Genomic DNA, 23,067 nt, shown 5'->3' with positions numbered 1-23,067 from the left:
TCTCTATTTCCTCTTCCCCATTTCCACAACCCAGTCATATACCGGTCGTATCTTGATGTCAAGGCCTTTTTCTGTAACTTGGTTGTACTCATGGTCGGTGAGCAGCAGCAGGTCGGTGCATTGCGTCTTGCGATGAGCCAGAAGTAATCCTTCAATCTCCCGTTTGCGAGTCTTGGGTGAAGAGATGTCATACGAAACCTGAATGGCTTGTTTCACCTGATTGTTTTTGCAAACCACGAAATCGCACTCGCCCGAGCGGTCGCTCAGATAATAGATATCATACCCCTGCGGCTTATAAGTTCTAACCAGCTGCAGATAAACAATGGTTTCCAATCTCCATCCCAGGTTCTCTCCCACCAGCGCATTATCTCTCTGATCCATCAATGCCACATCTATGGGATACACCTTCTCCTGGGTTATTCTCATCTTGCTCTTGGCAGAATACTTCTGAAGCCCCAGCAGCAGATAAGCCTGCTTCATGTATCCGATATAATTCCTGATGGTATGTTCCGATTTTACCCCCAGTGTAACCGACAGTTCCGAAGAAGACACGATGAGCGGAGCCACATTGAGCAGATGATGAGCCAACTGCTCGAAGATAGCCTGATAGGTAATCTTGAAACGCTGTTCAATATCTCTCTGCAGGATATTGCTTACCAGATTCTTCACATAATTCTGGTGTTCGCCGATAACGAGCAGTTCAGGAAATCCTCCCTGTTTCAGATAATGATCGAAGGCAGCTCTCCTGAATGCCTGTACCTTGGTAGTCATTCCTTCCGTATCCACCTCTTTCATCAGACAATACTCATAAAAGGAGAATGGAAACAAAGGTATCTCCTTGCACCGCCCCGAGAGATGAGTAGCCAGGTCGCTGCTCAGAAGTTTGGCATTAGAACCTGTTACAATGACATGCATCCGCCTGCGAAGCATGCGATTCACGAAAAGGTGCCAGCCCTCGATATTCTGTATCTCGTCAAGAAACAGATAATTGAAATCACCATATATCTTATACAACACTTCCAGAACATCGTTCAAATCTTCTGCCTGGATGTTAGTCAACCGCTCATCGTCAAAATCTACATAAGCGTATTTCACACCTACTTTCTCCAATGCCTGGAAGCATAGAGTAGATTTGCCGCTACGGCGCACACCTATCACGACCTGAGCCTGCGTACTGTCCAAGTCTATCTGCGCCTCTTCTGGTCGATGACACAAAGTTTCGCCTCTACGTATCTCCAGTTCTTCCTGCTGATCAGAAAGAATCTGTTCTAAGTTTCTCTTATCCAGCATAATAACACTTACTTTTTCTGGATGCAAAGATAAGAAAAAATAATGAAGAATGCCTTATTTTACATGTTTTTAACTACACAGAACGCCTTATTTTACATATTTCAGGGTATTCCGAACGCCTTATTTTACAAAACATTTTATTTTTAACCATTATGCTTGGCTAATTCAGATTTTCTTTGTAACTTAGCAGCGCAAAACGTAAAGCATGTAGGAATATGGCAAAAATAGTAAATAAATATCCTGTAGGAATTCAGACTTTTGAAGAAATTCGCGAGAAAGGTTATCTCTATGTAGATAAGACCAAATACATCGTGGATTTCAGAGGAAAAGGTATGAAGTATATCTTTCTGAGTCGTCCAAGACGATTCGGCAAGTCACTCTTTGCCTCTACCCTCCAGGCCTATTTCGAAGGAAGAAAGGAACTTTTCGAGGGATTGGCAATTGCTGATTATGAGAAGGAATGGGTGAAGCATCCTGTGCTCCACTTCGATCTGAGCGGTGCCAAGCATTTTGATGCTGATGGCTTGAAGCATTATCTCGACTTGCAGTTGAAGCCATACGAGAAACTCTATGGCAAGGATGATGATGAATTGTATCCAAACGACCGACTGGATGGACTCGTGAAGCGTGCTTACAAGCAGACGGGCGAAAAGGCGGTAGTCATCATCGATGAATATGATGCCCCATTGCTGGATGTGGTACATGAAAAGGAAAACCTGCAACCGCTCCGTCGCATCATGCAGAACTTCTACAGTCCTCTGAAAAAGCTCGACCCATACCTGGAGTTCACCTTCATCACGGGTATCACCAAGTTCTCGCAGCTCAGCATCTTCAGCGAACTCAACAACCTCGACAATATCAGTCTGTTCGACCAGTATTCAGCCATCTGCGGTATCAGCAAGACTGAGCTGACCACCCAGATGAAACCAGATATTGAGGCTATGGGCGAGGCCCTTGGCATGTCGTATGAAGAATGCCTGGCAGAGCTGACGCAATTCTATGACGGTTATCATTTCAGCGAGAAATCAGAGGATGTCTTTAATCCATTCAGTCTGGTAAAGGCACTGAATGCAGGCAAGATTGCTCCTTACTGGTTTGGTTCCGGCACTCCATCCTTCCTCTTGAAACTTTTGGATAAGTATCATGTCAATCTTTCTACTTTAGAGAGTCAAGAGACTGTATTGAGTTCCTTCGACCAATCAACAGAGGAAATGACAGATGCCTTGCCTTTGCTTTACCAGAGCGGCTATCTGACCATCAAGAAATATGAACCGATGTTTCAGGAATATACGCTGGGCATTCCAAACAGGGAGGTTCGTAATGGATTGCTCAATTCGTTGATTCCCCATTATGTGAATCCTCGCCGTTCTGACAACAATGCCTTCCTCCTGGGATTCTGCAAGGCGGTTTATAGAAATGACATCGAGGCGGCACTGGAGCACATGCGCACCTATATGGCTACGATACCATACGATCTGGAGAATCATAGCGAGAAGCATTATCAGACCATCTTCTATCTGATGTTCAGCTTTCTCAACATCTATATCCGCACAGAGGTAAAGAGCGCCATAGGCAGGGCTGATGCCGTGATGCACATGCCAGATACGATATATGTCTTCGAACTGAAGGTTGATAAGAGTGCCGAGGAGGCTTTGGCACAGATAGACGAAAAAGGCTATATGCTGCCATATCATGCAGAGGGCAAGCGGCTGGTAAAAATCGGTATCAGCTTTGATAGCACCCAGCGCACTATCAGCAATTGGATTATCAAAGAAGAATAAAGAATCAAAAAAGCTTTTATTACCAATAAAAAAAGTTCTTATCCTTAGTAGAAAGCTATATTCAAAAGTACTGAACTTAAGTTCAACAGTGCTGAACTTAAGTTCAATAGTGCTGAATACACATTCAAAAGTTATGAACATAGCTTTCTGCTAAGGATAAGAACTTTTTTTATTCTAATGTTAACCATCCATCATTAGTCCAGCGGATTCTCTTCTGAACCAGGATGCTGGCACCATTCTTCGGCACGCTGTAACCATGGCAGAAGAAGAAATCGCCATCAGGGAAGGAGTAGGCAGAGCAATGACCCATCGCCTCATATTCCTTCTTGTCGCCTTCCAGCAGCAGGGTGCCACCGCCATTGCGCATATCCTTGCCTTCTTTATCCAAATAAGGACCAGCCACCTTCCTGCTTCTACCCACGGCAACACGATAGGTACTCTTCATACCCTGGCAGCAGTAATCCCAACTGACGAAGAGATAGTAATAACCACCATGCTTCATGATGAAAGGAGCCTCGATGGCATTGGTGCCGGCATCACGGGAGGTAGGATTGGTAGGCACATCTATCTGATTGAGCGCATAACGGCGGGCAATGGTCTGAGGCTTGGCACCCTTCTTCACATGCATCGTCTTCTTGTCTAAAGGAATAAGCTGGATGCCATCCCAGAAAGAGCCCCAGGTAAGCCAAGGCTTTCCCTTCTCATCAATCACAAAATTCGGATCGATGGCATTCCAGTTGTCTCTACCACCCTTTGAAGATATGAGGCAGCCTCATCCTTCCATCCATCAGTATCGGCGAGCGAAGAATTGCTCAGCAATCCGATGGCAGAAGTATTCTTGCCAAAGGTAGAACAGGAATAAGCCATATACCACTTATCCTTATACCTGATGACATCCGGTGCCCAGGTATGACTTTCATATCCCGGTACACTATCGTGCGTCCATGCCGGAAAAGCACCACGAGCCTCATCCTTCAATACACCCTGCGGATTCAGAGTCCAGTGCTGGCGGTCGGTAGAAGTCATCTGAGCCACTCCATGACCCGTACAATAGAGATAGTACTTACCATTCTCGTAAGCCATCACGGGATCGTGAACCATTGGTGAATCCACCACAACCGGCTGAGAAAGAGCCGTCTGCGCCTTTGCGAAAACGGCACAAACTGCCATTAAGGGTATGGAGAGAACCCATACTCTTATATCTTTAATTAAAAAATTTTTCATACGTCTTTTTGTTACTGTTTATAGGATTACTTACTAAGTTGAGTTATTAAAAAAGGGAGCTGAAGGCTTCACAGCTTAGCTCCCCTTATAACTGTCAAAAACCGCTGATGCGGCCAAACTTTTAAAAACTAACTAAAGATCTTAATTCTTCTTTCCCCAATAGCTTCTGTTGCCACTCACTCCCGAGTAAACGATGGTAACCTTGCGAGGACTTGCCTCCCAATCTACCTCACGCTGAACCTTCAGCTTGGTAGTACCGATGGTCAATGTATTGGAAGAAGCATCGAAGCTCCATGCCTTGACATTGCTCCAGGCAGAACCACCCTCCATCACGCCATTACTGCTGAGCTTGAAGGTCTTGCTGGTCTTCTGCTTGCCATACTCATAAGAGAGTTCGATACCTTCCCAGGTTCCCTCCAGTTCGCTGGCGGTGATTTTCGCCTGTGGTACAGCTCCATAACGCTCAGGCATCACGACAGGCCATCCGTTGCTATCCCACTGGATAGAACGCACGCCACCCATCATAATGGCATTGCTGGCTGCAATACCTGCAACATTGGCAGGCATACGCTGCTGGGAAACATAATACCAGTTGCCTGCACCATCATCGAATACGGCACAGTGACTGATACCTACCCAACCGCTTCCTGCGCTGAACTTGTAAGGATGAGTCAGCACGGTAGGTTCCTCATTGGCACCCTTGGCAGCATCGGTAATCTTACCATTCATGGTCTCATACGGACCATCCACGTTCTTGGAACGGAGCACACGGGTATTGTAAGGAACATCCAGGGCATCGTAAGCAACGAAAAGATAATAATAGCCATCATGATATACTATCTCCGGAGCCTCAGAACCCTGCCAACGGTTATTCAACGTACGTGTAAAGATGGTCTTTCCGTAAGCAGCGATATCATCGGCTGTACCCCATGGGTTAGGCAAGGCAGCCTTGGTCTTACCCGTATTGGCATCAAGCTCCACAGCAGCGAAACCACTGTGCCAGGAACCATATATCAGCCAATGCTTTCCTTCTGGAGTGATGACGTAAGTAGGGTCGATGGCATTATACTTGAAATAGCAGTTTGCCCAATCATCTGATTTTACCTTATAATTCAATCCCTTGTCAGAAGCGTTGGTGATGACATATCCCTTATCTTCCCATTTGTTGGAAGCCGGATCGCTGGTCTCCATCAGTCCGATGAAGGCACGTTCACTCCAGGTTCCGTCACCATTGATGGTGCCAGGACAGGTGATAGCATAATACATACGGTAGAGATGGTCGTTGACCTTGCGCACGCATGGAGCCCAGAAGCCGAAGTCCAGGTCATTGGCGAAATAGCTGTCAGGACGTTCAGCCACTCCCATGCCCTTGCGGAATTCATTGAGTTTTGTCTTTACCCAGGAAGGCAAGCCCACCATGGTGGCTCCTACAAATTCCCAATCTACGAGATTCTTGGAGCGGCGGCAGAAGAAGTGTCCGTGCTTGTTGCTGTTGCGGATATCCTTCTGATGTGCATTGCCATAGCTGGCATCAGTCTGATACATATAATAATATCCATCAGATGCCTTCACCACCGTAGGATCGTGCATATTGGCAAGATTCCACTTCAAGTGCTGTGTCCAGGCTGACACCGATGTATAATTATCATTATAGGTAGGACATTTGTAATTAGCCAGTTCCTCTGCTGTCTGATCACCAGGAGTTGGTGTAGGGGTTGGAGTCGGTGTAGGAGTTGGATTCACAGGAATCTCCGGATCATCACTGCTACTGCTGCATCCTACCATCAGCGTACAAGCCAGCAAAAGGGCAAATATATGAAGCTTTTTCATTTTTCTTTTCGTTTAGTTAGTTTTATTATCTTCTTTTTCTGAAAAAAGGCAGACCTATGGGAATGTGTTTCCGCATAGGTCATGCCTTATCATACTATTTCAAAAATCTCTTATCTGCGATGTGCACGTGAGTAATGCTTGCGTGCTGATGAAAATGAAGAATTGGCAAATGGTAAATCGAATACCAGATGAGCCTTTTCTATGGTGAGCTTGAACGCCAGGTCATTGGCATCGATGTTGTTGATGCCATTGTAGGTCTGGGTGTAGGTTACACCATTGTTGCCTATCATGGTTGCCTTGATGTTGGCTGTACCATTACCTACATTGGTTACAGAGAGCTGAACCTTGGCACCATCCATGGCAGCAAGCCAAGCACCCCAGTCTTCCCATGAGCAGGCATGAGTACATGCATCATATCCAGTACCCCAACCGAAGTTGTCGGCACGAACGGCAGCATACTCCTTGTCGTTTGCCTTGTTGACAAGAACTGCTACAAAGTTGTGATAGTTTTCACCACCAGCTGTATAGTTGACAAACTGAGTAGAAACGGTCTTTCCTGCAGGAACATCAAACACATTAGAGAGAGCTCCGAAGAAAGCAGAAGTATTATTTTCATCTCCTACAACAGAATCAAACTCCAGGTGAGCCTTCTCGAGAGAGAGCTTGACAAAGAAATCGTTGGCATCTACGCCAGAGATTCCAGTGTAGCCCATGTGATACTTATGACCATTGGCTGCAACGATATCGTACTTGATATCTACAGTGCCATCACCATTGTTGGTTGTATAGAGAGTAACCTTGGCGCCATCCATGTCAGCGAGCCATGTAGCCCAATTTTCAGGAGCACCGAAAGGAGTTGCCTTGCCATCGTAAGCAGTACCCCAACCGAAGCAGTCGGCACGGGTAACACCATATTCTGTTCCGGCACCGTTGACCATCACAACGAGGAAGTTTTCCCAGTTATTACCACCATTGGTATAGTTGGTAAACTGCATCACCTGAGTCTCATGAGGAGCTACCTTCACAGCCTCAGTCTGAGCACCGAAGAATGGAGTTGAGTTGTCGGTAGCACCCAGGCTGTTGAACATCTTATCTACCACGCTGAACTGAGCCTGACCTGCGATAGGAGTACTGCAGTTCTCGTTCTTGAACGTCTTGTTGTAGATAGCAACGAGTGTCTTCACACCTACCTGATCCATATTAGGAACAGCCACAAATCCGAGTTCAGCAGCAGGAACCTCCTTGGTAATGCCAGTCTCGAATGTGATGGTAGCAGAAACGTTGGCCATTGCATCCTCAAGAGATGTACCTACCAAAACCTTCTTAGGAACAGAGTGCAACTCCATAGAAAGAGGCTGCTTATCCTCTGCAGAAGTGAAACCACCGATTGGCTCGAGGTTAGACTGGAGGAAGTTGATGTAAGAACCTTCCGGTACAAGGAATGCACGGATGTTGGTATTGCTTGCATCAGGATTGAGATTTGGAAGAGGGGTTGACTGCTTGTATGTCTTGGTTACTGTACCATTGGTAATCTTGACGCTGAAGGCATTAGGGTCTGAGCGGTCAACTGTAACAACGACTGTACCACCGAGCTTCTGTACGCCTTCGTCGGTATCAGTTTCAAAAGTAAGATCACTTACTACACCACTTCTATCAATATAATCACCCCACTCAGAGTTACCGCTAGGCTGATTATCGAAACGGATAGCTCCATACTCCTTATAGTTAGCGCCACCACGATCATCATCACTAGCAAGGATGAGGGCGAAGTTCTTGAAGGTATTAGGAGCCGATGGGTTGATGTTCAGATTGAACACGGCATTCCAGGTCTTGCCCTCAGGTATGACATAATACTTAGAGAAGGCTGTCCAGAAACCAGAAGAATAGTCAGTAGCACCAACGGTGTAAACATCCTCCTCACCTTCTGGCAATGCATTGTCATTGCCCTTAGCAGCATTGATGGAGTCAATCTTCTCTGAAATCCAATCAGGAGAGTTAACACTGAACATGTCACTTCCCTCGCATCCTGTCAATGCTGTCAAAGCCATTGCTGCCACGCAGAAGACAGATGCTATTTTATTTAGGTGTTTCATATTTTATATATTCTATATTGTGATATTGTTACTTGCCCAAGTTTACTACTGGGTGAACAGTCCAGCCTCTTCCGAAGAAATCAGTAGAGTTGTCTGTATTGGTATTCGCAGAGTTACCAGTCAGGTTAGGGTTATCGTTCAGCAAGCCCTGATAGATTGGCAGGAACTCATGACCCGGTACGTAGGTATCGTAAGAGCTCTTCAACTCAGGATCAACACCTACCAAAGAGTAGCTGACAGCTTCCTTAGCCTTGTATGGAGAACGGCGGAAGGTTCCGTGTTCCTTCAACTGAGCCAATCGGTCATTGTCATAGAAGAATCCCCAACGAATCAAATCGTAACCACGACCATACTCGCAACCGAACTCCTTAGGACGCTCTACATTGGCAATCTGCTCGAAGAGCTTATCCTTGGTATCGAAATCAGAGAGGCTCAGATCCTTCAGACTGGCACGCTCACGAACCTGATTGATCCAGTCGATAGCCTGCTGTGTAGGACCATTTACCTCGTTCTCGCACTCTGCAGCACGAAGCAATACATCTGAGTAACGCATCATACGGAGGTTGATACCGCAATGAAGACCTGTAGTTACCTTGTCATAAAGGTTGGTACGGAAATTTGTCCACTTAGCGATAGGGAGACCACCATAGTTGTTGTTGGTGATGATGGTATCATTAGGAGTCATTTCACTCTTGTAAGCTACGTTGCCATTCTCGAAACCAATCCAGTCAGACTCGTAGGTACCGATAGTCCAGTAGAGGCGAGGATCGAGCTTACCATCCTTGGTACGCTCCTGCTTGAAGAGGTTGTACAACCATGGAGATGCAGAGAGGTCTGCCCATCCACCGAATCTACCTGGAGCGAAGTTAGACTCTACGGCATGACCCTGTGTAGCGTTAGGACTGGTATTGACAGGAGTCCACTCATCATCCACACCCTGTGAACCGTAGTCGAGATACTGAATCTCGAAGAGGCTCTCGTCATTGTTCTCGTAAGCAGAACCCTCACGGAAGTTGTCGCCATAGTTAGCCATCAGCTTGTAAGAGCCATACTTCTTGTTCATGATATCCTTGAGTACAACGAGCGCATCGCTATACTTATGGCGCTGCATCAAGGTGCGGGCATAGTAGCCGGCAGCTGCACCGCAGGTAGCACGACCCTTAGCCCACTCGCCACCAGCATCACGGGAAGGAAGAAGAGTCATCGCCTCGGCGAAATCCTTCTCTACCTGATCGAGCACATCATCATAAGTACTGTTCTTGCCATAGAGACCATCCAGAGTAGAATAGTTGGCATAATCAGTAATCAGCGCAGGATTCTGGTAATATCCTGCCAATGTATAGTATGAATAACCACGGAGGAAGAGTGCCTGGCCCTTGATTCGCTTCATGCTTTCGCTGAGCGAAGCATCATCGCCTGTGGTACGTGAAAGGATGAAGTTACATACATTAATAGTATAGTAAGCTTCACGCCAAGGCCACATGGAGATTTCATCTGTCACAGGGTCGTTCATATCATCGAAAGGCATGTACCACACCTGTGATGAGTTCCATACCTCATCGCCACGTGTTACATCGAGGGTATAACCCACACGTGCCGAAGAACCTTCCATACGAATATGGTTGTATGCTGCAATAACGCACTCTTCCAGATCATCTGCATTGAAACCGAGGTACCGGTGGTCTGCTGGTTAGGATTGGTAACATCCAACTTGTCCTCGCATGAGGTGGTAGCCATAGCACCGAGGCCAAGGAAGAGAGCTAATGATAATTTATATAGTTTCATATCAAATGTTCTTTTAAATAATAATTCTCGTAGTTTTCCTTATCTCTTAAACTATTAGAATGTGAAGTGGAGACCTGCCATAAATGTTCTGGCACTTGGGAAAGAGCAGAAGTTGTAACCTGGGGTAAAGGTACCACCGGCATAGTCCACATTATATCCATGATAGCCTGTGAAAGTGTAGAGGTTCTGTGCTGATACATAGAGACGTACACCACTGACATATCCACCAAACCACTTGTCTGGGAAGTTGTAGCCCAATTCTACGTTGGCAATCTTCCAGTAAGCAGCATTCTGAATCTTGCGAGAGCTGAAGAGGTCGTTCCATGCCAATGTTGCATTGTTGGCAGCGTAGGTACGTGGAACACTTGAAAGGTAGGTACCATCCTCTGACCAGCGGTTGGCATCCAGCATGCCTACTTCCTTGTTACCATAGCCGTAGCAAGAGTTCAAGCTATTATAGATATCATCTGACACATGATAGTTCAAAACTCCGTAGGTAGAAATGTTGAGGTCGAAGCCTTATACTCCATGTGGGTGCTCAAACCGAAGTTCACCTTTGGAAGACCACTGCCCAATACGGTCTGGTCGTATGCATCGATTACGCCATCAGGAGTTCCTTCAGGACCAGAGATATCCTTATAGAGGCAGTCACCTACATTAACACCTTGCTGAGTTGCGTGGTTGTCGAGATCTGCCTGTGTACGGGCGATTCCCTCGTAAACCCAACCATAGAACTGACCGATCTCCTGACCTACGTAGGTAGCGTATGCACCAGAGATGTAAGAGTCCTTACCGATACCCAGAGAAGTTACCTTGTTCTTCAAGGTACTCAAGTTGGCACTGATGTCATACTTGAAGGCGTGGTCACGGTTGCGATAGGTTGCGCTGAACTCGAAACCACTGTTCTCCATAGAGGCAGCGTTCATGGTTACAGAGGTGTTGGATACACCAGTCTGTGCAGGAACAGGAACAGAGTAAAGCAAGTCTTCTGACTTGTTCTTATACCACTCGGCAGTGAACTCCAGGCGATTGTTGAACATCGCGAGGTCGATACCCACGTTGGTGGTCTTCTTCTTCTCCCATGCGATATCGTTGTTCACGAAGGTAGAAACGGCAGAACCGGTTACAGGACTGTTGCCGAAGCTGTAAGTCATGTTGTTACGGTTCATGGTAGCCATATACTGGTACTCACCGATGTTCTCGTTACCGAGCTCACCATAGCTGGCACGAATCTTGAACATGTTAACGATATCCTGACTGATTGGGAAGAACTTTTCCTTATCGAAGCGCCAGCCCAAAGATACAGATGGGAAGGTTGCCCAACGGATGTTCTTGCTCAAGCGGGAGCTACCATCACGACGTACTACTGCAGAAATCAGGTACTTCTCAGCATAGTTATAGTTCAAACGGCCAACGTATGATGCCAGACTATGCTTATACTCGTATGACTCTGAGTAAGTGTTCTTGGCATTCTGAAGCTGGAGGAAGTAAGGCTCTGTGAAGTTGATACCCCAACCTGTCAAGAGGTTGGTGTTCTCTTCCTCGTAAGTCATACCAGCGAGCAGGTTGATGTTGTGCTTACCGATTGTTCCATTGTAGGTAATGGTATTCTCAACCAAGGCGTCGCTGTAGTTGCGTGAGCCCTTGGTAAGGCGCTCATTCTCCTTGGCAAGATATACACGGTTGCTCTGAATCCAGGAAGGAATCCAGGTCTTATCCTTTGCCTCGGTCTTGCTGTAAGAGAGGTTTACATTATAGTGAAGACCATGGTTCTTGCTCTTGATACCTACCATACCCAACAAATCTACGTCGGCAGAAGCGGTACCTACGAAGCGGTCAACCAAGGTGTTGCGCTGCAGGAGGTTATTAACCAGCAATGGGTTAGAAGCAGAGATATCACCATGTACGCTGTCATAGTAAACACCATAACCGTATGCATCGTAGCGATAACCGTTGGCTGCACCTACCTTGTCATCGAGAACCCATGTTGAGTTATCGTAAGCCTTGATAGTTGGCTGCATCAGAAGTGTACCACGGAGTACGTTGGTTACATCACCATAAAGACCCTGGACATACTCTGAGGCATTCGAAAGACCCATGTTGTCCTGGTTGGAATGAGAATAAACCATGCTGGTGCGGAACTTCACGAACTTGGTGTCCATGGTGTTGTTCACACGGGCTGTATAACGCTCGTAGTTAGGACCTGCACCTTCCAAGGTACCCTTCTGGTTATAGTAGTCGAGAGATACATTATAAGTACTGTGAGAGCTACCACCGCTGAGGGCTACGTTGTGATTCTGGCGGATACCAGTCTTGAACACTTCGTCAAACCAATTTGTATTGGTAGCATCCTGGAAGTGATACTTGCCATCCTCGCCCATCTTGTAACCACCAGGCAGAGGAGTGTTGGAGTTTGAGCAAGCCTGACCCAGATAGTTGCTATACTGGTCGGCATTCATCACATCATATACATCGCCAGGAATCTGGTCAACACCGAAGTAACCAGAGTAGTTCACCTTCAGAGGCTGGTCTTTCTTACCATTCTTGGTTGTGATGATAACGACACCATTAGCTGCACGAGAACCATAGATGGCACCCGCAGAAGCATCCTTCAAGATCTGGATGGTCTCAATATCATTAGGAGAGAAATCACGGATAGTGGTACCCATTGGCACACCATCGATGACATAAAGAGGAGCTGTGCTACCGAAAGAACCGATACCACGGATACGTACGCTTGGGTCGGCACCTGGCTGACCATCGGATGTAATCTGCACACCAGCTACCTTACCTTCGAGCATAGTAGAGATGTTGGAGTTAGACACCTTCTTCATCTCCTCAGCATTGACAATAGCTACAGAACCGGTAAGATCTGCCTTCTTCTGGGTACCATAACCCACTACGACAACCTGTTCGAGCAACTGATTGTCTGAAGAAAGCTGGATAGGTTCGAGGATAGCTCGTCCGCGAACGGCAATCTGGCGCTCCTTGAAGCCCAAATAGCTAACCAAAAGAGTAGCGTTAGCTTTTACTTTGATCTCGAAGTTACCATCGAGGTCAGTTACAGCACCGGTCTTGGCATCCTTGGTCTTCACTGTTGCACCAATCAGAGGTTCACCCTGATCATCTACAACCTGTCCCTTGACTGTAATCACCTGATCCTGTGCTACAGCGGCCATAGCGGTCATCGGGGTTACGAAAGAAGCACCACCGACAGCTCCTAGGCATAGCATCATAGAGAATAATTGTTTCCTCATTGCTTAAAACTTTTTAGGTTTATGATTTTGTTTATTCTAAATTTTCTTTGGTTTGTTAATTTTCAAACGGTTTGTTTGTTACTGCAAATCGGTTTGATCGTTAATTTTCGGTGGCAAAAGTACAATTAATAAGCTTATATAGGGTGGACAAACGTGAATAATAGGTGGACAAACTGCATAATCTGTCGATTTTTACATATTTTACGCACTTTTCCACCATTTATACAACCTCATAGGTGAATTTAACAAAAAGGAACAAAAAACTAGATAAGCTAACATACAAACAAAAAAATCGCTTGACACAGGTCAAGCGATTTGATATAAATACATACTCATTATTTCATTTCCTTCTCGAGAGATTCCTTGAAAGCGGAAGGTGATTCACCATATTGCTTGGTAAAGCAACGGGTAAAATACTTCGGATCATTGAAGCCCACACGATAGGCTATTTCCGTGATGTTCCGGTTTGCCACATTTTCTGTAATCATCTTCTTCGCGATGTCGAGACGATAGTTGCGGATAAACTGGGCGGTAGGCTGACCAGCCTCAGCATTCAGCATCTTACTGAGCACACTGCGGTTCATCCGCATTTCATCAGCCAACTCCTGCACACCGAACTCCGAGTTATCGTAGTTCTTCTCCATCACCTCCATCACGATATCCATAAACGGACGCTCCTTTTCGGCTACCTGTTTCCTGTCAGCTTCTATCGACTTCTTCTGACTATCCTGATAGCGCTTCTGGTTCTCCAGAATCATCTGGATGCGACTCTGCAACTTGCCCGGTTCATCACTATCCTTCAGAGCAGCCTCTATCGGACGATAGAGTTCCTCCACCTCGCGTTCGCGCATCTTTTCCAGTCTGCTGGTATAGATGTAGAGCAGGAAGGCGATGAAAGCTATCACCATCAAGGAGACAAACCACCAGCTCTTCCAAAAATAAGGAGTCACCTTGATATCTACGGAGATAACCTGCTCCTTATCGGAATCGAAGGAAGGAATATACTTCACTTCAAACTGATAGCTGCCCGCCGGCAAGGTAGAATAACGCACACTGTGCTGCCCCGGTTTCAGCTGAACCCAATCGTTCTCATATCCCTTCATGCGATAGAGATATACACCCTGACTCTCGCTGCCATAGTTCAAGGCAGAAAAGAAGATAGTAAACGACTTGTCGCTCTCATGGATGCACAACCTTTTGGCAATGGATATATCATCGTCCAGATAATCACTGCCGGCAAACACCGGCTGGTTATCTACCAGAAGTTCGGTAAAGCGTAGTCTGGCTGTGTTATGAACCGCATGGTTCACACCCGTAACCGCCATCAATCCCTCATCAGTACCCAGGTAAATCTTACCCTTGGCATCACGAATGGCACCATTGAAATAGAACTGCGAACTGAGCAGTCCGTCCTTACGGGAATAACTGCTGAAGGTCTCGGTCTTCGGATTAAAGATGGAGAGTCCATTATCCGTGGCTATCCACAACATACCCTGGTTATCCTCTACAATACCCTTCACGGTATTGTTGGCTAAACCATTATTCGTGGTGAAGGATTTCACGTATGTCTTTCCCTCCTTATTATAATTATAGCAATACAAGCCGTAGCCATTGCTGCCCAGCCAGATCTTGCCATCCTTCGCCAGACAGAAAGAGAGAATCTTGTCTATCACGCCACTCTCTGGGGCATCCAACTTATACGGATGATATTCGACGGCAAACTCGCCCTTTCCACGAGAACGGGACTTCAGATTGATCTCCACCATACCCTGCACACATCCCATCAGGAGCTTGCCATCTGGTGTAATCAGGTTTCCGATGCAGCCACGCACATTCAGACAGCCCTTGAAAGGCTCTATCAACTGCTGACGCTTCAAATCGTAGAAGAAGAGACCATCATTGGTTCCCAGCCACATACCATCATTGATAGGATCATACACCAGTGCTCCTGCAAAATTCAGGAAAGGCTGATGCTTGGCATCTACCACAAGAGGAATGATCCTGCCCGGCTGCTGGAGATTCATCACTGCAATGCCCGTACCCCAGGTGCCTATCCACAGATTTCCCCAGTTATCAGCAGCAAGCGTGGAAACACTGTTGTGGGGCAAGCCGGAATTTGCCATCGTATAATGGGTAAAGTTCCTGCTGCCAGGAGCCAGAGCATTGAGTCCGCCCTCTACGGTTCCTACCCACAGGGTGCCATCCGGGGCTGCATACATCGCATTCACCGCATTCGGAGAAAGACTGGCTGGATTCGCTGCATCGTGCTTGAAAAATTCCAGCTGCAACTGGCGTGGTGCCAACTTGGTAATACCACCAGTTTCGGTACCTACCCAAATCTGTCCATCCTTAGACAACAAGCTGTTCACGAAGTTGCTACTCAACGGATTCACACTGCTACAATTCCAATGTTCGATCGTACCAGTCTTGTCATCTATAATATCCACACCACAGAGGGTACCCACCAGGAGCTTATCATCCTCTGTGATGGCAAGACTTGTTACCACCTCATGCTGGAGTGAATGAGCTGTGCCTGAAGCATGAAACTCCTGATTGGCACTATTATACAAGCCACGGTTGGTTCCCAACCAGATTTTTCCGTGATAAGATATGACGGCTCCCGCATAACGGGAATCGAGTTTAGGGAACAGAGACGAGATGTTCTTAGCTACAAACTGATTGTTCTTGACAGAGAACTCGTTTACGACTCCATTGTTGCACAGCACAACCGTGCCATTGCCATATACATCGCAAAGACCGAGATCAGGAGCATTATAAGGGTAGCTGATAGACAAGACACTATTCACCTCGCCCTTCTCATTGAAGGAGAATCGGGTTAGGAGATTGATGGATACCATCCATACATTTCCCTTGGCATCGCAATACATTCGGGTGCAAAGGTTCTTGAGTGCCTTTTTGAGCTGAGTTTCTACCTTTTCATTCTCACAAGGTGGAATGACGGGCTGCATCGTTTTGAGGTCGAGCACCTGCGGACCTTCCTCGAAAGCTATCCAAAGGCGCTTGAAATGATCTTCATAGACATTGCGACAGCTATTGCTTCGCAGACTGATACCGGATGAGCCCAGATTGAAGTTCATATAATTGAATCCATCATAACGTACCAGTCCACCGCCATGTGTACTGATCCAGATGAAGCCGTATGAATCCTGGAAAATATCATCCGCAAAATTATTAGGCATTCCTGCCGCCATATTGAGATAGCTTACATTAAAGCGACTAGGAAGGCTGCCTTGCGCAAAACTGCTCAAGGTTATGAATAATGCTGCTATCAGGGAAAGAATGTATCTAGTCATTAATTTCTTTTATACCATCTGCTTGCAAAAGTACGAAGAATATTTGAAACAAAAGAATAAATACAAGAAAAAAGTGCCTATCAGTGTAAAAATACACCGTTAGGCACTTTCTTGAGTTTTTTCTAGAATTCGAGTATCATAGTCTGGCGAGGACGAAGCTTCACGTTCTTGTTGATCAGAACGGTACGGCCATTCGTTACATCCGTAGCCTTCTCTGCATTGCCGATAATCTCAGCATAGCGGGAAACATTCAGTTCGTTGGCTTCCTTCTTGCCATTGATGATGGTCATCACGCTCTTTCCCTTATACTGGCGGGCAATGACATATACACCCTTCTGAGGACAGAACTGGGTCTGCTTGCCCTTGGTAATGACTTCGTTGCCCTGGCGCCAATGCAATAATCGGCTGAGCCAGTCGAACATCTGGTTTTCAGCCTGTGTTCTTCCTTCGGCAGTAAAGGCATTGTGCTTGTCACCTGCCCAACCTCCAGGGAAGTCCTTGCGGACATTGCCATCGGTTACGCTCTTGGTACCATTCATCAGCACCTCGGTTCCGTAATAGAGCTGTGGGGTGCGGTTGACGGTGAGGAGAAGTGCCAACGCCTGCTTCAAAGCCAGAGTATCCTTGCCTTCACCCAGGAAGCGGTCGGTATCGTGGTTCTCTACGAATGCCATCACGCTCTTTGGGTTCGGATAGAGATAGTCGTAGCAGAATACATTATAGATACGGTTCATACCGTTCCACCAGTCATCGGTCTCCTCTTTCTTTGCACTGTTGATGCGGTCGAAGAAGGCGAAATCCATAACGGTTGGCAGATAGCTGTTCTTCTCAGAAAGCTTGCTGTCCTTCTGCCAAGCTGCAGTATAGGCAGGTTCGGTTACCCAAGTCTCGCCTACGGTATTGAAGTGAGGATACTCCTCGCCCAGCACCTTCATCCAGTGTGCCATCGCATCGCGGTCAGCGTATGGATAGGTATCCATACGAATGCCGTCGATGCCAACGGTCTCTATCCACCACTCACTGTTCTGAATCAGATACTTGATAACGTGTGGGTTGCGCTGATTGAGGTCAGGCATACTTGGCACAAACCAGCCATCCACGGTTTCACGGGAATCTACCTTGCTGGCGTATGGGTCGAGCACAGGAGTCAACTTATAACTAGTCTGCAGATACTTGTCGTTTACCTTGGCTGCACCATCCACGGTTCCAATCTTCTTCTGATGCTCTGGAGTCTGGTTTTCAGGAGCAAGCCATTCCGGGCTATTGAACCAATCCTTCGATGGCATATCGGCTACCCAAGGATGCTCGAAACCACAGTGGTTGAAAATCATATCCATCACTATCTTCAAACCTTTCTTGTGAGCCTCATCAATGAGTTGCTTATACTCTGCATTGGTTCCGAAGCGTGGATCTACACGATAGTAATTGGTGGTAGCATAGCCATGATAGGTACTGTTCTTGCCATCATTAGGACTGTCGTTCTCCAAAACCGGAGTAAACCACAGGGCGGTTACACCCAACTGGTTGAAATAATCCAGATGCTGACGGATTCCCTCCAGGTCGCCACCATGACGAAGACTTGGTGCCGTGCGGTCGCAGGTCTTGTCACGCATGTTCTTGAATGCATCGTTCTTCAGATTGCCATTGGCAAAACGGTCGGGCATCAGCATGTAGAGCACATCCTCGTTAGAGAAACCGATGCGCTTGTCACCCGCCATCTCGCGATTTTTCAACACATACTTCACCTTCTTCGACTGCTTGCCCTGCTTGAAGTTGAGCGTCATCTCTCCTGCCTTGGCACCATCGAGATTGAGATACACCAGCAAGTAGTTAGGAGAATCGAGGCGGGCGATGCTATCCACCTTCACACCCGGATAATCCACCGTAACATCGGCATTCTTGATATCCTTTCCATACACCATCAGCTGGAGCGAAGCATCCTTCATGCCCACATACCAGTCGGTAGGTTCAATGCGACTTACGTTGACTGCCGCGTTCATACTTATTGCGCTACCCATTAGCACTAATGAAGCTATTATCTTTTTCATAATTACACCTTATTATATATATAGACTATTCTTATACCTTATTATATATATAGACTATTCTTACACCTTATTATATATAGACTATTTCTGATAAAGAATCAAGGCAGACTGAGGGGCAACCTCTACTTCCTTTCCGGAGATGAAGCCCAAACCTTCCTCGTTGATAACACCATTGCAGCAAGCCACGGTATAATTGCCCTCAGGAATCTGCATTTTCTTTGCCTGCTTGTTGAAATTATAGATAACAATGATCTGCTTCCAGGCATCGATGCCCTCCAGGTTCTTGAGCTGGAAACCTACGAGGCAAGTCTGCTGGTTACCATTGGCATCCTGACTAGGCAGGAACTCCAGATGCTGACGCACCTTATCGCCTGTAGAAAGACGGAAGGCTGGATGGTTCTTGCGGAGCTGAATCAGATTCTTATAGAAGGTGAATGCCTGTGGATACTTCTGCAGATTGGTCCAGGTAAACTGGTTGATGCTATCTGGAGAATTGTAACTGTTGTGCACTCCCTCCTTGTCGCGAAGCATCTCCTCGCCGGCAAGGATGAAAGGAACACCCTGCGAAGTAAACACGCAGGTCTGGGCAAGCTGGTCGATGCGGAGCAACTCAGCAGTACGCATCTCTTCAGAGATTTTCTTGTCTGTCAGGGATGGGATGCTCGCCTTCAATCTATCTACCAGACACATATCATCGTGGCAGCTTACATAGCTGATCTGCTCGGTTGGATTATTGGTCCAAGGCTTCTTGTCATAATTCACCTTATTCATATCCACCTGCGGATGAGCGATGCCACCCACGATACCGAACTTCAGACTCTCCTCTTGTCCTGGAAGACCAGCCAGGAGCGCACCCTTATGGTCATCAGAGAAAGGACCACGAAGGGCATCACGCATATCATCGCTGAAAGCGCCAATACCATTCAACTGATGGGTATTCGCCTTCATGGCGAGTTTCTCCGTAGGATAAGCACAGCTGCCTGCACTCCAGCCCTCACCATAGATATAGATACTAGGATCGATGCGGTTTACCATCTCACGGATAGCCTGCATGGTCTCGATATCGTGAACACCCATCAGGTCGAAGCGGAAGCCGTCGATATGGAATTCATCAATCCAGTACTTCACGCTCTCAAGCATAAACTGGCGCATCAAAGGCTTTTCTGATGCAGTCTCGTTGCCGCAGCCTGAACCATCGCTATACTTGCCCTCCTTGGTCTTGCGATAGTAATAGTCAGGATAGGTACGCTGGAAGTTACTGCCGTTGATATCGAAGGTATGATTATACACGGCATCGAAAATCACTCGGATGCCAGCCTTGTGAAGTGCCATCACCATCTCCTTGAACTCCTTGATGCGGGTTCCCGGAGAATATGGGTCGGTGCTATAGCTGCCTTCCGGCACATTATAGTTCTTTGGATCGTAGCCCCAGTTGAACTGAGGCTTATCAAGCTTGGTTTCATCTACTGAAGCGTAATCGAATACCGGCTGGAAATGGATGGCATTGATGCCGAGGTTCTTGAGATATTCGATAGCCTTAGGTTCGGTGAGGGCGAGATACTTGCCCTGATATTTCAAGCCCGATGTAGGAGAAATGGAGAAATCACGCACGTGGAGCTCGTAGATAACGAGGTCGGCTGGCGACTGGATGGCAGGACGCACATCCTTGTCCCATCCCACAGGGTCGGTATCATTGAGATCTACGATGGCGCCACGGTTTCCGTTGACGCCTACCGCCTTGGCAAAGGTTCCCGGAGTTTCGCCCTTACCGATATCAAAGGTATAGAACTTACCCTTCAGGTCGCCCTTCACGGTAGCCTCCCATCGCTCATCGCCCATCTTCTTCATCTTCAGCGTCTTGTAAGCCTTACCTTTTTGTCCATCCTTATAAAGACGGATGGTAACAGAAGACTTGCCGGCTGTTGGGGCATTGAGTACAAACATGGTTTTCTCCTTGGAATACATCATCTCATTGAATGTCTGCTGCGCACTCAATGAAGTTGGTAAAACAGTAGCTGTCAATGCTGCAATTATTAGTTTCTGAATGTTCATATTATTTAAGTTCTTGTTAGTCATTAAACTATGGTCATTAAACTGCTAGTTTTAAAATGGGAAAAGGAATTCAAGAGAAGTCAGGAAATCATCCTCATAACACGAGGTTATGGTCTTATCCCTGACATCTCTCAAATTCCCCAAAATTATTTAGCGAGCAGTGAGATGGCGAAACCACCACCACGTGCTTCATTAATCTTCAAGACATCACCCTTCTTCACAGTCTTGTGGATGATCTGGTAAGATTTAGGATTCTTCTCGTAATCTGCATTCTTGCCATCCTGATAGATAGCGCAAGCATACTTCTTGCCCTTATCCAGGAAGTCGAGCTTTACTACGGATGTACGGGCAGCATCAGTCTTGCCACCAACAAACCAGTTATTGGTACCCTTAGCCTTGCGGGCTACGGTGATATACTTAGCTGGCTCTGCCTCCAGATACTTGGAATCGTCCCAATCGCAAGCTACGTCGCGAATGAACTGGAAGGCATCGTCGTACTTCTCATAATGCTCAGGAAGATCGGCTGCCATCTGCAGCGGACTGTACATTACGAGATAGAGAGAAAGCTGACCACAGAGTGTGGAATGAACATAGCTCTGATTGTTGCTCCACTCAGAAAGCTTGGTCTCGAAGATACCAGGGGTATAATCCATCGGACCACCCTGCAGACGGGTGAATGGCAACATCACGGTGTGATAAGACTTATTGCCGCCAAATGACTCGTACTCTGTACCACGGGCACTCTCGTTACCCACCAGGTTAGGCCAGGTGCGGCAGATACCTGTAGGACGGGTTGCCTCGTGGGCATTCACCATAATATGATGCTTGGCTGCAGTTTCAACCACACGCTGGTAGTGATTGTTCATCAACTGGCTGTAGTGATACTCACCTCTTGGGATGATATCGCCCACATAACCGGTCTTCACGGCATCATAGCCATATTTGTTCATCAGATTGAAGGCATCCTCCATGTGACGCTCGTAGTTGAGAGCTGCAGAAGATGTCTCGTGGTGCATCATCAGCTTCACACCCTTAGAGTGAGCATAGTCGTTGAGCATCTTGATATCGAAGTCAGGATATGGAGTTACGAAATCGAAGACATCGAGCTTCTGATGACCGAACCAGTCTTCCCAACCTTCGTTCCAGCCTTCTACCAGCACCTCCTGCAAACCGTTTTTGGCTGCAAAGTCGATGTAGCGCTTTACTTCCTCGTTGGTTGCACCATGGGTACCATTAGGCTTGCACTTGCTGTAATCAGTTACACCGAGGCGAACAGATGGCAGGTCGTTGGTATAGCTCCAGGACTTGGTACCTACAATCATGTTCCACCATACACCGCAGTACTTGGTAGGATGAATCCATGAAGTATCCTCGATCTTGCAAGGCTCGTTGAGGTTCAACGTCAACTTGCATGAAAGCATATCACGGGCATCATCGCTTACCATCACGGTACGCCAAGGAGTATTGAACGGAGTCTGGATGAATCCCTTTCTGCCCACGGCATCAGGAGTGAGCCAAGACTCAAAGGTCAATGTCTTCTCGTCCAGATTGAGGTGCATGGTTGGATAATCCAGGCAGGCAGCCTCGTGGATATTGATATAGAGTCCATCCTTGGTCTTCATCTGGAGAGAGGTCTGAACGCCGGTATCAGAGAAGACGGTGGTAGATGAATTGCTCTTGTAAGCTTCACGGTTTTTCGCAATAATTGGGCGGATACCTGTCAACGGAGTAATGTTGTAGTCATACTCCTGGGTATCGTAATCACCAGGAATCCAATAGGCAGTATGATCACCTGCCATGGCAAACTGTGTATGCTCCTCCTGGATGACGAAATAGTTAAGGCTTTCCTGCTGAGGGAACTCATAGCGCAAGCCCATACCATAATCATATACACGGAAACGGATGGTGATGTTACGCTTAGAGGAAGCCTGGTTCAGGTTTACCTCCATCTCGTTATAGTTGTTGCGGATGGTAGCAGTCTCACCCCATACTGGCTTCCAGGTCTCATCGAGGTCGATGTCTTGCTGCCAGTCTCTGTGAAACCATCCATCAGACTGGTTTCTTCCATGCCCTTAGAGGCATGCTTATCCTTAGCCAGCTCCAATCCGAGATGAGATGGCTTACATACAGTCTTTCCCTTATAGCTCATCTCGTAGGTAGGCTGTCCCTTTTCGGATAAAGAAAAAGTTACCGAGACGTTGCCGTTAGGCGACTTGACGGTCTGGGCTGCTGCCAACATCGGGAGCAAGAGACCCATCACTAATAAATTCAGTTTCTTCATTCTGTTTACCTATTGTTTATTCGTTTGTTTATTCGTTAGACTATGGGATATAGCAGCACCGGCAATCAGGAAAACAGCTTCCGTTGCACGCACTTGCATTATTGCTTGCAAA

Annotated in this window: 6 protein-coding genes and 5 pseudogenes; 1 reads left to right on the top strand and 10 read right to left on the bottom strand. The window is 46.8% G+C overall.

What is annotated here, in order from left to right; all coding sequences use genetic code 11:
* Window positions 1–3: 3 nt before the first annotated feature.
* Window positions 4–1,290, bottom strand: coding sequence for an ATP-binding protein (locus DW830_RS02865; RefSeq protein ID WP_119248788.1), 1,287 nt, complete (start codon window positions 1,288–1,290; stop codon window positions 4–6).
* A 215-nt stretch (window positions 1,291–1,505) separates the two neighbouring features.
* Here DW830_RS02865 and DW830_RS02860 point away from each other — a divergent pair, with 215 nt between their 5' ends.
* Complete coding sequence (locus DW830_RS02860) at window positions 1,506–3,071, top strand: ATP-binding protein (RefSeq protein ID WP_119248787.1); 1,566 nt, start codon at window positions 1,506–1,508, stop codon at window positions 3,069–3,071.
* 169 nt (window positions 3,072–3,240) lie between these two features.
* Here DW830_RS02860 and DW830_RS02855 read toward each other — a convergent pair.
* The 9 genes and pseudogenes from DW830_RS02855 to DW830_RS02815 all read right to left on the bottom strand — a co-directional run bounded on the left by DW830_RS02855 (window position 3,241) and on the right by DW830_RS02815 (window position 22,955).
* Window positions 3,241–4,241 (bottom strand): annotated as a pseudogene (locus DW830_RS02855) (family 43 glycosylhydrolase).
* 195 nt (window positions 4,242–4,436) lie between these two features.
* Complete coding sequence (locus DW830_RS02850) at window positions 4,437–6,125, bottom strand: arabinan endo-1,5-alpha-L-arabinosidase (RefSeq protein WP_119248786.1); 1,689 nt, start codon at window positions 6,123–6,125, stop codon at window positions 4,437–4,439.
* A 650-nt stretch (window positions 6,126–6,775) separates the two neighbouring features.
* A pseudogene (locus DW830_RS02845) lies at window positions 6,776–8,218 on the bottom strand (hypothetical protein); the annotation flags it as partial.
* A 28-nt stretch (window positions 8,219–8,246) separates the two neighbouring features.
* A pseudogene (locus tag DW830_RS02840) lies at window positions 8,247–10,003 on the bottom strand (RagB/SusD family nutrient uptake outer membrane protein).
* Between the two features lie 54 nt (window positions 10,004–10,057).
* Window positions 10,058–13,260 (bottom strand): annotated as a pseudogene (locus DW830_RS02835) (SusC/RagA family TonB-linked outer membrane protein).
* Between the two features lie 335 nt (window positions 13,261–13,595).
* Window positions 13,596–16,574, bottom strand: coding sequence for a two-component regulator propeller domain-containing protein (locus DW830_RS02830; protein WP_119248785.1), 2,979 nt, complete (start codon window positions 16,572–16,574; stop codon window positions 13,596–13,598).
* A gap of 122 nt (window positions 16,575–16,696) precedes the next feature.
* Window positions 16,697–18,622 carry a glycoside hydrolase family 13 protein gene (locus tag DW830_RS02825; protein ID WP_119248784.1) on the bottom strand — a complete coding sequence of 642 codons (1,926 nt, stop codon included), beginning with the start codon at window positions 18,620–18,622 and terminating at the stop codon, window positions 16,697–16,699.
* 81 nt (window positions 18,623–18,703) lie between these two features.
* Window positions 18,704–20,674: a type I pullulanase gene (pulA, locus tag DW830_RS02820; protein WP_119248811.1), complete on the bottom strand. Its 1,971-nt coding sequence runs from the start codon at window positions 20,672–20,674 to the stop codon at window positions 18,704–18,706.
* A 146-nt stretch (window positions 20,675–20,820) separates the two neighbouring features.
* Window positions 20,821–22,955: pseudogene (locus DW830_RS02815) on the bottom strand (glycoside hydrolase family 97 protein).
* Between the last annotated feature and the right edge of the window lie 112 nt (window positions 22,956–23,067).

This window comes from Prevotella sp. AM34-19LB (assembly GCF_003468525.1).
Taxonomy (GTDB): Bacteria; Bacteroidota; Bacteroidia; order Bacteroidales; family Bacteroidaceae; genus Prevotella.
Note: the sequence above shows the minus strand (reverse complement) of the source record. Positions and strands in the feature narration are given on the sequence as shown.